Annotated in this window: 13 protein-coding genes; 6 read left to right on the top strand and 7 right to left on the bottom strand. The window is 67.8% G+C overall.

Features of this window, described 5'->3' with window-relative positions; translation table 11 throughout:
* Position 1: 1 nt before the first annotated feature.
* From IU450_RS36790 to IU450_RS36770, 5 genes are all read right to left on the bottom strand, one after another.
* Positions 2–1,294: a Rieske 2Fe-2S domain-containing protein gene (locus IU450_RS36790; RefSeq protein WP_195154333.1), complete on the bottom strand. Its 1,293-nt coding sequence runs from the start codon at positions 1,292–1,294 to the stop codon at positions 2–4.
* Positions 1,295–1,309: 15 nt separating this feature from the next.
* A complete protein-coding gene (locus IU450_RS36785; RefSeq protein WP_195154332.1) occupies positions 1,310–2,197 on the bottom strand; it encodes a TIGR03621 family F420-dependent LLM class oxidoreductase in 888 nt (295 codons plus the stop codon).
* A 72-nt stretch (positions 2,198–2,269) separates the two neighbouring features.
* Positions 2,270–2,695 (bottom strand): MarR family winged helix-turn-helix transcriptional regulator, encoded by a 426-nt coding sequence (locus tag IU450_RS36780; protein ID WP_195154331.1) that lies wholly within the window; start codon positions 2,693–2,695, stop codon positions 2,270–2,272.
* Positions 2,696–2,722: 27 nt separating this feature from the next.
* Entirely contained in the window at positions 2,723–3,214 is a 492-nt protein-coding gene (locus IU450_RS36775; protein WP_195154330.1) for a nuclear transport factor 2 family protein, read from the bottom strand.
* A gap of 598 nt (positions 3,215–3,812) precedes the next feature.
* A complete protein-coding gene (locus tag IU450_RS36770) occupies positions 3,813–4,295 on the bottom strand; it encodes a nuclear transport factor 2 family protein (protein WP_195154329.1) in 483 nt (160 codons plus the stop codon).
* Positions 4,296–4,583: 288 nt separating this feature from the next.
* Between IU450_RS36770 and IU450_RS36765 the strand changes: the two genes are divergently transcribed.
* The 4 genes from IU450_RS36765 to IU450_RS36750 are packed head-to-tail and all read left to right on the top strand — an operon-like array spanning position 4,584 to position 9,714.
* Positions 4,584–6,206, top strand: coding sequence for an ABC transporter substrate-binding protein (locus IU450_RS36765; protein WP_195154328.1), 1,623 nt, complete (start codon positions 4,584–4,586; stop codon positions 6,204–6,206).
* Positions 6,207–6,212: 6 nt separating this feature from the next.
* Entirely contained in the window at positions 6,213–7,166 is a 954-nt protein-coding gene (locus tag IU450_RS36760; protein ID WP_195154327.1) for an ABC transporter permease, read from the top strand.
* On the top strand, positions 7,163–8,074 hold the full coding sequence (locus IU450_RS36755) for an ABC transporter permease (RefSeq protein WP_195154326.1): 912 nt from the start codon (positions 7,163–7,165) through the stop codon (positions 8,072–8,074). Before IU450_RS36760 ends, IU450_RS36755 begins: the two co-directional genes overlap by 4 nt.
* Positions 8,075–8,085: 11 nt before the next feature.
* Entirely contained in the window at positions 8,086–9,714 is a 1,629-nt protein-coding gene (locus IU450_RS36750) for a dipeptide ABC transporter ATP-binding protein (protein ID WP_228835643.1), read from the top strand.
* A 17-nt stretch (positions 9,715–9,731) separates the two neighbouring features.
* Here the strand turns inward: IU450_RS36750 and IU450_RS36745 are convergent, their stop codons facing one another.
* Together IU450_RS36745 and IU450_RS36740 are read right to left on the bottom strand one after the other, a co-directional pair.
* A complete protein-coding gene (locus IU450_RS36745) occupies positions 9,732–10,574 on the bottom strand; it encodes an LLM class flavin-dependent oxidoreductase (protein ID WP_195154324.1) in 843 nt (280 codons plus the stop codon).
* On the bottom strand, positions 10,571–11,227 hold the full coding sequence (locus IU450_RS36740; RefSeq protein ID WP_324197958.1) for a TetR/AcrR family transcriptional regulator: 657 nt from the start codon (positions 11,225–11,227) through the stop codon (positions 10,571–10,573). Before IU450_RS36740 ends, IU450_RS36745 begins: the two co-directional genes overlap by 4 nt.
* Positions 11,228–11,367: 140 nt before the next feature.
* Here IU450_RS36740 and IU450_RS36735 point away from each other — a divergent pair, with 140 nt between their 5' ends.
* Complete coding sequence (locus tag IU450_RS36735) at positions 11,368–12,822, top strand: DHA2 family efflux MFS transporter permease subunit (protein WP_195154322.1); 1,455 nt, start codon at positions 11,368–11,370, stop codon at positions 12,820–12,822.
* A complete protein-coding gene (locus IU450_RS36730) occupies positions 12,819–13,499 on the top strand; it encodes a helix-turn-helix domain-containing protein (protein WP_195154321.1) in 681 nt (226 codons plus the stop codon). The genes IU450_RS36735 and IU450_RS36730 overlap by 4 nt, the downstream gene beginning before the upstream one ends.
* Positions 13,500–13,957 lie beyond the last annotated feature (458 nt).

Here is a 13,957-nt window from a genome sequence, read left to right as displayed (position 1 = left end):
CTCAGACTCCGGCCGTGGACGCTGCCGTCGTGTTCTCGTCCGATGTAGCGGTGGACAAAGTGAACATGCCACCCTGGGTGCGGCGTGGCGGCACGTCGACCAGGCTCACGCCCTGCGGGTCGCGGCCTGCCTCCACGTCGTCGATCATGGTCCGCAACAACCTGCGTAGCAGCACCACGCCGCGGTCGGTGGTCGCCAAGGTCTCCTCGGAATGCAGCGCGACGGGGCCTTGCGACGTCATCACCTCACCGTCGCCGGGGAAGCGCTGACGTTCCTCCTCGGACAATTCCCACGGGTTCTTGCCGTTCTGTGTGATGCCGAGAAAGAACCGGTGCACGCGCTCGGGATCGCTGGACCGAATGGAGAAGAAGGCGCGGTGGCTGGTGTCGTCGACCGGCACGGCCCAGATCACCATGTCGGCCCGCGCATCCGGGACCAGCCGCACCCAGTCCGGCAACGCGGTGGCGTTCGGCAGATGCAGTTCCGCGCCCCACACGCGCTCGGGCCGCACGCCGTTCTCCTCCTTGTCGAGGAAGCGGATGCCGTACTTCGCCCCGTACTCGGTCCGCTCGTAGGTGACTCGGCCGGGCAAAGTGTAGGGATCGAAGAAATCCTCGGGGAAGCCCGTGGTGCCCGTGCCGAGGAATTGGTAGCCGCTGTGCTGGGAGTGCAGCCAATTGATGTGCACCGGGTCGATGGTGTTCTCGTAGATCAGCAGCCAGCTGAAGTCCTGCACCGGGCCGGTCACGTTCATTCCGGGGATCGGCCACTCGGCGTAGTACTGCTCGCCTTCGGCCAGGTCTTCCAGGCAGTCGTAACGGGGAAGGACGGGCTTGCGCTCGGGCGGGCCCATATAGACGAACACGAGCCCGTATCGCTCCTCGACCGGATACCACGGCTGGCGTGCGGCATCGCGACGGCGTCCCCGATCCGGCTCGCACGCCTGCTCCAGGCATCGACCTCGCACGTCGAACTTCCAGCCGTGATAGCCACACCGGAGGCCGTCGTCCTCGATACGGCCGTAGAACAGGCTCGCGCCCCGATGCGCGCAGCGTTCGAACACCACGCCCGCACGACCCTGCCCGTCGCGGAAGACGACGAGATCTTCGCCCAGAATGCGCGTGCGGTGCGGCAGGTCGGAGGTGAGCGCCGCCGATGTGGCGATCGGGTGCCAGTACCGTCGCAGCGCCTCGCCCATGGGCGTGCCAGGGCCGACCTCGGTCAACCGCGCGTCGTACGTCGGTGCCTTGCGGCCGTATCCGGTGCCGGTGTCCACAGTGGATTGTTCGGTCATGTCGATCTCCTCTGCTCAGCGGAGCGCTTCGATGATCGGGGCGAAGGCCTCCATCTCGGGTTCGAGCACGGTGTAGTAGGTCAGGCCGAGCGTCTTGCGCCGTTCGCGCAGCGTGTCCGCGCACTCTTCGGGAGTGCCGAACAACAGCGACGGCAGCTCGGCGAGTTCGTCGGCGCCGTACTCGAGGGGGTTCTGCCAGACATCGGTGACGCCGTCGGTCGTCCCCTTCGGCAGCACCCGGTGGATGGGGATGTTCAGCTCCACCTCCTCGATCCGGTCACCGAGCAGCCTGCGTGCCAGCTCGATCCGGCCGGTGACCTCGGCGATGCCACCGAGTTTCAGCCCGTCGCCGTCGCGCACCCTGGTGGTGCCGGTGAAGGCGATGATGTCGGCCTGCTCGGCGGCCAGCCGCAGCACGCGCTCCCCGCGGCCCGCGATCAGGATCGGTGGCCCGGACGGCTGCTCGAATCGGGCGAACTGATCCAGGTGCGCCCGCGGTCTGCGGAACTCCGCGACGGTTCGCTCCAGCAGCGAAACTCGCTCGCCCGCGCCGAGCCAGGGCAACCCCGCAGCGTCGAATTGGGCTCGGTCATACCCCGCGCCGAGGCCGAGTTCCACCCGGCCGCCGGAATACCGGTCGACGGTGGCGATGTCCCGCGCCAGCACCGTCGGGTTGTAGAACGAGGTGTTGAACACGAGCGTGCCGATCCGGATGCGCTCGGTCGCCTCGGCGGCCAGCAGTAGCGTCGGGATCGGCGCGGGCATGCCGAGATGGTCCGACACCGAGACGACGTCGTAGCCGAGTTCCTCGGCCGCTCGGACTTTGGCCACCCACTCCGCTCGGGTGGACGGGGTGAAGACGCACAGGCCGAAACGGAACGGCCGGTCGTGGACGGAAGGCATGATGCACTCCTCGGGAAAGGGTTCAGCGTCGACCCGGTCGGCGCTGCCGCGACGAGCGGCGAGAAAACCGGATCACTCGTGGCCGAGGTTGGTGGCGATCTTGTGCAGGACGGCGTTCGCGGCGAGGAATTCGGGCTCGGTGATGCCCCGCAACGATTCGGCCGCGTGCGCGTTCACCAGGACTTCGGCGCGTTCGTGTGCCGCGCGGCCCGCCTCGGCGAGACGCACCGTGCCGCCGGAGACCTCCACCCAGCCACGGGCGGCGAACTCGTCGACGATCGGCTGGTAGGACTGATCGCGATCGACCAGCAGGAACGGCGCGAACGCCTGGTCGAGTTCCGCGACGGTACTCAGGCCGATCTGGAGGGCGTGCAGGATCTGCCACTGTCGGCGAGTGAGCTTCTCCTCGCGCAGGATCTCCCCGGTGGCGGCGTCGAACCGATGATGCAGGTCCAGCAGCCAGTAGCCGAGGCGCTGGGTCGTGTTCTTCTGAAGCATGGCGAGCCTTTCTGCCGGGACGCGGAGCTACTGCTGCCAGCCGCGCGCGTACGGGATGACCCAGTACAGGTCGAGCGTGATTCGCGAGAACAGCCAGCGGCCCTGCTCGCGCACGTAGCTGTCGGTGAACTTGCCTGCGACGATGGAGCTTTCGGTGTCGAACACCACCTTCTCCTCGAAGAAGGACACCCCGGTCGCCCGGTCACCCAGGATCTCCACGTCGTGCCCGTGCAGGAACTGCTTGACCAGCACCTGCGCGGCCGGGCTGTTGTCCTCGATCAGTTGCGGCAGGCCGGCGAAGTACCGCTCGATGGCCGCGCGCCCCTCCGCTCGGCCGAGATGGCCGTAGTCGAGAAACGCTGTCTCGCTGAACAACTCGCCGACGCTGTCCCATCTGCCGTCGTTGATGTAGCGGGGAAGGTTGTGCCGCAGGGTGTTCAGCTCGCGAACGTTCTCCAGCGTCTCGATACGTTCGGTGAGCCGCTTCACCTGCTCGGCCAGCCCCAGGTCTTCCGACATCGCAGCGATACCTTTCGTTCCGTTCACGACAACTGGAGCGGACTGTTCCCGCAATACGACATGGATTGATCGGGGAGCCCCAGGAAGCCGCGGCCGCACCGTCGTGCACCGGGCTGGATAACCTTGGCACGGGTAGTTCGCGGGTCACAAGATACGGTGGCAAAACCTACGGTTCGTCCGTAGGTTTCTCATTCCGCGACCGCAGTATTGTGGCGTGATCGATGACGCTGTGCTTCGGAAAAGTTCACCCCCGCCGTGCCCGCTTCGGAAAAGTTGAGGCAACTGTTGTCGGAACATCGGTGACACGCTGGGGGCGAACCTCGCATTTCAGCTGCGAACGAGCTGACGTATTCTCTTTCTCCGGCCGTTCAGCGATCGTCCGAACACTCGGAAATGTCACCCAGGTGGCCGGAACATTGTGTTACCGATGTCCACGATCATTACGGGACATAATTTCTACCCCGCCGCACGTTCGATGCTCGGGAAACAGCCTCTCCATCGAAATTACGCGACGCTCGGCGGCCGTCCGAAAACCCGCACAACGGCGAACGGGCTGGACTCGTGTGCGAGCCCAGCCCGTGCGCAGAAGGGGGTGTGTTCAGACCGGGCCGCGCCCGGCGGCGACCCGTCCCGCCACCGGCCGCACATCGCGGTGGGAGATCAGCCACTCGCCGTCGTACTTCTCGAACTTGTCCTGCACCAGGCCGATGGTGGTCCAGTCCGCAGGCCGGTTCGAGTCGGCGAAATCCCTGGTGGTGAACCAATGCCAGACCGTGGCGTAGGCGGTGAGCAGGGGGCCGTCATCGGTCCACTCGATGGTGGCCTGCCCGGCGACGTGGGCCACCATGGCGCGCTGCGACTTCGGTACGCGACTCATGTACGAGGTGAACTCGTCGCGCCCGTGGAAGCGCACGACCGGGCCGGGCATGATGCGGTACTCGATCAGCGCGTCGGGTGTGAAGCATTCGTTGAAGCGTTCACTCTCACCGGTGTCCGCGATTCGGAAGAAGTGGTAGAACGTTCGGTAGATTGCCCGCTCGGCTTCGATGGTCGCGAGCAGATCTTCGGGTGAGGTGGTCACGTCTGTCCTTTCTCCCCCGGCGACAAGGTATCGCGCGGCGAATCGTACGGTATCAAATCCGTCGCGGGGAAGAACCTCGGTCTTTCCGATACCGATCGGCGGTCGACGAATACGGCACGGCGTTCCGGCGAAAACGTCATTTGCGAACGTGCTGATTCGAATCATTGACCTGGCAATTCGCGGTGTGAAAACGTTCCGTGTGCCGTCGCCCGATCCGGTTTCCGTGAAGTACTCGGTGGCTACCGCTGTCGTGCGGCATGAATCCTGGCAGAAGATGAGGAAAACCCAGTGAGCAGTGCATTTCGTTCGAAGTCGGCCCGCTGTGCGTCGGCACTGATAGCGGGGGCGGCCCTGCTGTCGAGTGCCTGCGACTCGAGTACCGACGGTCAGTCCGGCGGGGACGCCGGACCGCCGAAACCCGGTGGCACGCTGACGTTCGCGGTCGCCTCGGACGCGGGCTGCGTCGATCCGCAGCAGGTCGGCAGCAGCGACACGCTCTACTCGCTGCGCGAGACCGTCGATTCGCTGACCGACCAGGATCCGGCGACGGGCAAGACAGTGCCGTGGCTGGCGCAGAGCTGGGAGGTCGACGAGCACGCGAAATCCTTCACCTTCCACCTGCGACCCGGCGCGACCTTCAGCGACGGCAGCGCGGTGAACGCCCAGGTGGTGAAGGACAATTTCGACGCGATCCCGAAGCTCGGCGCGCTCGCCATCCTGTCCAAGGGCTATATCAGCGGCTACGTCGGCACCGAGGTGATCGACGACCACACGGCCAGGATCACGTTCGAGCAGCCCAATGCCCAGTTCCTCCAGGCGACTTCGACGGCCGCGCTCGGCCTGGTCTCCGCGGCCAGCGCCGCGAAGACGCCGCAGCAGCGGTGCAGCGACGGAGTGGTCGGTTCAGGACCGTTCGTGCTGTCGAAGTACGTGCCCAACCAGTCGATCACGCTCACCAAGCGCGCCGGTTACAACTGGGGGTCGCCGCTGTGGACCAAGCCGGGCGAGGCTTACCTCGACAAACTCGAGTTCACCGTGATTCCCGAATCCGGTGTCCGGGCCGGTAGCGTGCAGTCCGGCCAAGTGGATGTCGTCGCAGGCACCGGCCGCGCCGACGAGCCCGGGCTGAAAGCCGCAGGCGTCACGTTGCTGACGCGCTCGCATCCGGGCGCGGTGTTCAACCTCGGCCTGAACAACTCGCGGCCGATCCTGCGAGAGGTGCAGGTGCGCAAGGCTATTCAGGCGGCCGTGGACCGGCGCCAGGTCGTGGAAGCGGTATTCCAGAGCGGCACGGCCCCGGCGACCGGCATCCTCTCGCGCACGACCCCCGGCTACATCGATCTCTCCGCGGACCTGACCGTCGACGTGGCGCAGGCGAAGTCGCTGCTGGACTCGGCGGGCTGGACGACGGGCGGTGACGGCATCCGGCAGAAGGACGGCGCCAGGCTGAGCCTGACGGTGGTCTGGTTCAACAATTCACAGAACACGCGGCCTGCGCTGGAGCTGATCCAGCAGCAGCTCAAGGCGATCGGGGTGGAGTTGCAACTCAAAGAGTTGCAGGTCACCCAATTCCCGCAGCTTCTGCAGACCGGGGACTTCGACGGGCTGTGGGGCGGGGACCTGAGCCGAGCGGACCCGGACTGCCTGCGCACCCTGTATTCCACGCAGCTGGTCAACGCCTACCGGCTGGCGCCGAGCCCACTGGACGGACTGCTCACCGGCCAGGCCGCGGCGGTGGACCCGGCCGCACGGCAGCCGCTGGTCGAGCAGGCGCAGCGGCTGATCGTGCGCAACGCCTACGTGATCCCGGTCGTGGAACTGGAGACCGTGCTCGCGGTGTCCGGGCGCGTGCACGGCCTGACGTTCGAGGCGTCGAGCCGAACCCGGCTGCACGACACCTGGCGGAGCTGACAAGTCATGCGGCGGTATATATTACGTCGGCTCGCGCAGGCGGTCGTGGTGCTGTGGGCGGCCTACACGGTGTCGTTTCTGGTGCTGGACTACCTTCCCGGTGATCCGGTGTCCGCGATGGCGGGCGGGGGCCTGAACTCCTCGCCGGTCGACCCGGCGGAGCTGGCCGCTCTCCGCGCGGAGTACGGATTCGACAAGCCCATCCTGGTGCAGTACTTCGACTACCTGGGCAAGGCGCTGCGCGGCGACTTCGGTGACTCCGTGGCCACCGGCCGGTCGGTGACGGACACGATCGTGACCGCGCTGCCGCCGACGTTGCAGCTGACCGGTGCGGCCGTGCTACTGGCTGTGCTGTTCGGCGGCGGCTTGGCCCTGAGCGCGACCTATACCACGCGGCGATGGCTGCGCCAGGTGCTGCTGTCGCTGCCGCCCCTGGCGATCTCGATCCCGTCCTTCTGGGCGGGGCTGATGCTGGTGCAGCTGCTGTCCTTTCGAGTGCGCCTGTTTCCGGCGTTCGGCAACGGCGGCTTGCCCGGGCTGGTGCTGCCCGCCGTCACGCTGGCGATTCCGACCGGTGCGCTGATCGCGCAGGTGCTGGCGAAGAGCCTGTTGTCCACGTTGGACGCGCCCTTCGTGCAGACCGCCCGCGCCAAGGGCGCCGGCCGCGTGCGCGTCCACCTGCGGCATGCCCTGCGCAGCGCGTCGCTGCCCGCGCTCACCATTGTCGGGTTGCTCGTCGGCCAGCTGCTGGCCAGCTCGGTGGTCATCGAGACGGTGTTCTCCCGCAACGGCCTGGGACGGGTCATGGCCGGTGCCGTGAGCGTGCAGGACATTCCGCTCGTCCAGGGTGTCGTGGTGTTCGGCGCGTTCGTGTTCGTCGTGGTCAACCTGGTCGTCGACCTGATCTATCCGTTGCTGGACCCACGGATCGTGGTAGCAGGCCGAAGGAGTTTCGCATGACCGACACCCTGCTGACCGAACTCGCCGTCGACCGGACCGCGGTCGATGGTGGCGCCGAGCCCGAACCCCACACCCGGTTCGACAGAGGGCGATTGCTGCGGTTCTGGTTGTACCGGCCGGGTCTGGTGCTGTCGGTTGTCGTCGTCGCGCTGGTGGTGCCGGCCGCGTTCCGGCCCACGCTGTTCACCGCGCGTGACCCGCTGCTGGGCGTACCCTCGGAGATATTCTCGCCACCGAGCGGGCAGCACTGGTTCGGCACGGACGAGCTCGGCCGCGATCTGTTCGCCCGCGTCGTGCACGGCACCGCGCTGTCGTTGCAGGCGACCGTGATCGCCGTCGCGGTGGCATTCGTGGCCGGTGGTGCGATCGGGCTCGTCGCCGGATTCGTCGGCCGGTGGGTCGATGACGTGCTGATGAGGTTCGCGGATGTGCTGCTGTCCATTCCGGCGCTGTTCCTGTCGCTGGCGCTGGTGACGGCTCTGGGCTACGGCACGGTCAAGGTCGCGATCGCCGTCGGAGTCGCAGGCGTGGCGGGCTTCGCGCGGGTGATGCGCGCGGAAGTGCTGCGCCTGCGCCGGGCGGTGTTCGTCGAAGCCGCCTGGTCTTCGGGCGCTCGCTGGTACACGGTGCTCGGCCGTCACGTCCTGCCGAACTCGATCGGGCCGGTGATCGTGCTGGCCACTCTGGACCTCGGCACCGCGGTCCTCGCGGTGTCGTCGCTGAGTTTCCTCGGCTACGGCGCGGTGCCACCGGCACCGGAGTGGGGCACGCTTATTTCCAGCGGCCGCAGCTATCTCGCCAACGCCTGGTGGATCTCGACCCTCTCGGGACTGATGGTGGCGGCCTTGGTGCTGGCGACCAATCGGATCGCGCGGGCGCTGGACGGGGAATGGGCGCGGCAACGATGACCGGAAAAAGGATGACCGGAAATTTGCTGGAACTGCGTGGTTTGACCGTCTCCTACCGCACCCGGACAGGACCGGCGCACGCGGTGCGATCGGTCGATCTGGATATCGCGCCGGGCGAGATCGTCGCGCTGGTCGGGGAATCCGGCTCGGGCAAGAGCACCACGGCGCACGCGATCACCCGGCTGCTGCCCGCCGCGGGCCGGATCGATGCCGGCCGCATCCAGTTCGGCGGCCACGACCTGGCCACGTTGCCGGAGAAACACCTGCGGGCCGTGCGTGGCGCGCAGATCGGCCTGATCCCACAGGATCCCGGTGTCGCACTGAACCCGGTGCAGCGGATCGGGACGCAGGTTGCCGAGGTTTTGGTGATCCACGGCTCGGCGACGCGCCGCTCGGCGGCTGCGCACGCCGTCGAACTTCTCGATCGGGCCGGAATGCCCGATCCGGAGATTCGGGCGCGACAGTACCCGCACGAATTGTCCGGCGGCATGCGGCAGCGCGCGCTCATCGCCATCGCGATCGCCGCGCAGCCGAAGCTCATCATCGCCGACGAGCCGACCAGCGCTCTGGATGTGACGGTGCAGCGGCGCATCCTCGACCACATACAGCACCTGACCGAGGAGTTCGGCACCGCGGTCCTGCTCGTCACCCATGACCTCGGTGTCGCCGCGGACCGGGCCCAGCGCATCGCGGTAATGTCGCAGGGCCGGATCATCGAGAGTGGGCCTGCGCGCGCGATTCTCGCCGACCCGCAGGAGCCGTACACGCGTGAGTTGCTGCGCAGCGCGCCGAGTCTCGGCGCCACCCGGCCGCGCGTGCTTCGGCCCGCGGCGGAGGCCGAGCCGCTCGTCGCTGTCGAGAACTTGGTCAAAGAGTTTCCGCTACCCCGCGCCGACGGAGCGGCGCGCGTCGTTCGTGCGGTCGACGGCGTGGGATTCTCGCTGCGGCGCGGGGAAACGCTGGCTCTGGTGGGGGAGTCGGGGTCGGGCAAGTCCACCACTGCCAGGCTCGTCCTGCGCCTCGCGCAGCCCACGTCGGGCCGGATCGCATTCGGCGGCGAGGATGTGACGACCAGCAAGGGCGCGCGACTGCGGGAACTACGGCGACGGGCGCAGTTGATCTACCAGAACCCGTACGAGTCGCTGGATCCACGGTTCTCGATCCAGGAGGTGATCACCGAGCCGCTGCGCGTGTTCGGTGTCGGTAACCGTGCTTCTCGTGCGGCGCGTGCCCGCGAGCTCCTCGACCGGGTCGCCCTACCCGCCGCGGTGCTGCACCGCAGGCCCGCGGAGCTCTCCGGCGGCCAGCGGCAGCGCGTCGCGATCGCCCGCGCATTGGCACTGGCGCCCGAGCTGGTGGTCTGCGACGAGCCCGTGTCGGCACTGGACGTGTCGGTGCAGGCTCAGATTCTCGACTTGTTCGCGGAGCTGCAGGCCGACACCGGCGTGGCGTACCTGTTCATCTCGCACGATCTGGCTGTCGTACGCCAGATCGCCCACCGCGTAGCGGTCATGCGGCGGGGCCGCATCATCGAGATCGGAGCGACGGACGACCTGTTCGGCAATCCCGTTCAGGACTACACCCGAGAGTTGCTGGCCGCTATCCCCGGGTCCCGCATCGCCGATGAGCTGGGTCGGTGATCGCGTAGAGCTGACGGTCAGGCGCCTGCCAACCGACTCACCACCGGAGCGAGGTCACGAGCGGCGATCTCGTCCAGCACGACGTAGGAGATGCCGAACCGGTCGCGCAGTCGGCGGAGTTGATCGGCGACGTCGTCCGGTGCACCGGCGAGGAGGTTGGGCGCTCCGTCCGGCATCGGCGGTCCGATGGTGCTCGATGGAGTACTGAAGCGCAGAGCCAGTTCGAGTTGCGGGAACCGTTCGCCCGCCGCGTTCTCCAGCCATTCGAGCTGACGGGCGAGCTGCTCCCGGGAGAAGGTGCTGAACGCGACGGTATCCGCTTCGGCCGCGGCGAGTTCGGTCGCGCGCCTGCCGCCCGCGGCGATCAGCAGCGGCACTTTGCGCGGTGGCGCAGGCAGCAGCTCGGCCCCGGCGCTCGTGTAATGGGTGCCGGTGAGGTGGACCCGCTCGCCACGGAACAGCGCGTTGACGATACGGACCGATTCGGCGAGCCGTTCGATCCGGATCGCGCCGGATTCGACGGTGACTCCGAGGTCGCCGTAGCCGTTGGCGGGCTGGCCCGCGCCGAGCCCGAGCCGGAAACGGCCGCCGGAGAGCAGATCCAGCGTGGCGGCCTCCCGCGCGACGACGACGGGGTTGCGGAAATCGTTGGCCAGCACCCAGGTACCGACCTCCAACCTCGTGGTCGCCGCCGCGGCGATCGCGAGCGCGGTCAGCGGCGCGGGTACCGGGGGCGGCAGGTCGGGCACGAGCAGGGCCGAGAAGCCGGCGTCTTCCGCCCACTGGGCGGTCGCCGTCCATTCCTTCCCGCCGGCGGCGGAGACGGCGACGACGCCGAAACGAAACGAGTGCGGGCTCATCGGTTTTCGGGCGCTTCGTAGGCGCGCAGGAAAGTATCGACCGCCGCCGCGGCGACCGCGTGCATCTCGGCGGTGGAGACCTTCCGGGTGCCGAGCCGCGAGCGGCCCTCCATCGGCCCGGTGATCAACACGAGGAACTGTTCCGCGGCGGCGGCCGGGTCGCACGCGCGCAGGCGGCCGGACAGCGACAGGCGCGCGAGCCGATCGGCCAGCGCTTCGGCCAGTTGGTCCGACGTGCGGCTCACGACGATGTCGATCAGGTCGGGGAACTGGGCGACCTGGCCGTAGGTCAGCCACCGCAGCGATCGTGATCGCTCGGAGCAGCAGACCCGGATCAGCCGGTACGCCAGGTCTTCCAGTGCGGCGCGCAAGTCGGGGCCGGGGTTGCGCAACCGCTCCACAACCGACAGGTTCTCGGCCAGCACCGCGTCGCTGACGGCCGTCACTGCGTGCCGGAACAGCGTTTCCTTGTCGTTGAGGTGGTTGTAGATGGTCGGCTTGGCGACGCCGGCTTCCTCCGCGATCTCCTGGACACACGCCTGCGCGTAACCCCGGCGCGCGAACACGACGAACGCCGCGTCGAGGATCGCCTGCCGTTTGTCGATCCGCCCGCGCGAGGGCGTCTGCCCGGCCGGCGATGTCACTGCTGCCACTTCCGCAGTGTAGCGCACCTCCGGCGCGATCTTTCCTCGTCGGTTCATTTTCGTGAACCGTCTTGATATGTACAGCCACGGACATTAGATTGAACCAGCGAGTTAAACCCACGCATGCATTTCCAGTCCGGGAGACACCTATGACGCAACCCCTGGAAGACCGGCTCGATCCAGCCTTGCGGCGGATGATCGGCGTGATCCTGCTCGGCGGGATCATGGGCATCCTCGACGGCTCGATGGCCGCGGTCGCGGTGGACACCCTGGCCGCGAGGTTCGACACCTCCCTCGCCACCGTCGGCTGGGTGTCCACCGGCTACCTGCTGGCGCTGACGCTCACCATTCCGGTCGGCGCGTGGGCCGTCGACCGCTTCGGCGGCCGCAAACTCTGGCTCACCGGGCTCGTGGTGTTCCTGGTCGGCTCGATCGGCTCCGGACTGGCCTGGTCCATAGGCAGCCTGATCGTGTTCCGCGTGATCCAGGGCATCGGAGCGGGCATCCTCGACCCGCTGATGCTCACGTTGCTGGCGCGCGCCGCGGGCCCGAATCGGATGGGCCGAGTGATGGGAGTGATGGGCATCGTCGGTTCGACCGGCCCGATCCTCGGCCCGATCGTCGGCGGTCTCATCCTGAGCAGCTTCGACTGGCGCTGGATGTTCCTGATCAACGTGCCGATCGCGATCGTCTCGTTCGTGCTGGCGCGGCGGGTCCTGCCCGTCGACCCGCCCCAGGACACCCGCACCCGGCTCGACGTGATCGGCGTCGCGTTGATCGGCCCGGGAGTCGCCGTGGGCGTGCTCGCGTTGTCGGAGGTCGGCCAGCGGGGTGTCTTCACGACCTGGCACGTGCTGCTTCCGCTGGCCGTCGCGATCGTGCTGCTGGCCGCCTACACCGCGCACGCGCTGCGCAAGCGGGCGACGCCGCCGCTGATCGATGTGCGATTGTTCACCCGCGGCAGCTTCAGCGCCAGCGTGGTCGCGGCGGCCCTGCTCGGCTTGCTCAGTTTCGCCAGCATTTTCGCGATTCCGCTGTACTACCAACAGGTTCGGGGTTTCGACGCATGGGAGGCCGGTCTGCTGCTCGCGCCCTTCGGCCTCGGATCGGCGATCGCGATGCCGTTGGCGGGCCGGCTCTCCGACCAGCTCGGCTCCCGTCGTCTCGCACTGACCGGCGCGGTCGTGGCGCTACTGAGCGCCCTCTGGTTCACCCAGTTCGACGCGAATACCAACCTGTGGTGGACGGCGCTGGCCGCGTTCACCTTCGGGATCGGCACGGGATCGGGGGGCGCGCCGACGATCGGATCGGTCTACCGGACGCTGCCACCCGAACTGGTCCCGCAGGGCAGTTCCGTGCTGTACATGCTCAACCAGCTCGGCGCCTCGATCGGCATCGCGATGGTCGCGCTGATCATCGAAACGACCGTCGGCGCGCAGCTGGGATTCCAGCACGCGTATTGGTGGATCGCGGGAGCCGCGGTGATCCTGATCGTCGCGTCGTCGTTCATCCCCGGCAAGCCCGCTCCCGTACCCGCCGAGGAATTCGCCGAAGCGGAGGCGGCCGCGCCGGTCGTCGACCGAGCCGACGCGATCCGCCCATGAGTACTCGGCCCGAGCTGTGGCTCGAGATCCTGCAGGCGCCCGAACGTCATCGGCTCACCGTGACCGAGGTTTGCCGCCGGTACCGAATCTCCCGCAAGACCTACTACAGCTACCTCGCGCGTTACCGGGCGCAGGGCGTGGCGGGGCTGGTGCCGCGCTCGCGCCGTCCGAATCGTTTCCCGGGCCGATCGCCGGCCGCGGTGGAGGCCGCCGTGGTGCGAATTCGGCTGAATCGGCCGCAGTGGGGCGCCCGCAGGATCCGCGCGGAACTGATGCGGGGCAGTACGAGCCAGGTACCCGCGATATCGACGGTGCACGCGATCTTGCGCCGCAACGGCCTGGTCGGTGCGCGACCGGAATACGCGATGTCCGATGGGGTTCGGCAACTCCTGCCCGGTGGGCCGCTGGAGATCCCAGCGGTCGCCGACATGGACGACGCGGCGCGGTCGCGCGCGCTGCGCGTCAACTCCCACGGCGCGATCAGCTACCGCAAGCGCAAGATCCAGGTCGGCGCCCAGCTCGTCGGGGAGACCGTGCACACCTCCGAGCACAACGGAATCGTCCGCGTGTACCACGGCCACGAACTGCTCCGCGAACTGCAGCTCGGCCCGAAGGGCACCTACCACGGCAACGGCAAGAAATCGCCTGGGCGACCACTCCGGAACAAGATCGCCTGATTCGCGGCGCCCGCATTACTCGATCACTTCTGCGGTAACCGCGGAGGCTCGAGTTGCGCACCGGTTCAGCCACTTCCACACTGTGGCCGACCGATGCTCCAGGTGTGCACCGCCGTTCGGTCCTGCGTCGCTTCGAGCGCTGGGTAGGTGACCGTCGCCGGTAGGCGGCCGGACCGAGCAGCCGGTGTCGTCGCCGGAGTGCTCGGTTACGTGGCTGCGTTCGGCAAATTCCGCGCCGCGCTCATGCGGCTTCGCGAGGAGGAGGTTGTCCGTTCGGCGCGGACAACACAAAGGCAGGGACAACACAAAGGCAAGGACAACACAAAGGCAAGGAGGGCTATCCGCTCCTTGCCACTTTCAACATATAGCGCACCCGGGGCCTTGCGGCAAGGCCCCGGTGATGCTGCACAATCTCCAGCCGAGCCAGAACCTGCGGAAATCGAGGACGCGCGAAGCGC

It is taken from the genome of Nocardia abscessus, from assembly GCF_015477775.1.
Lineage (GTDB): Bacteria > Actinomycetota > Actinomycetes > Mycobacteriales > Mycobacteriaceae > Nocardia > Nocardia abscessus_A.
Note: the sequence above shows the minus strand (reverse complement) of the source record. Positions and strands in the feature narration are given on the sequence as shown.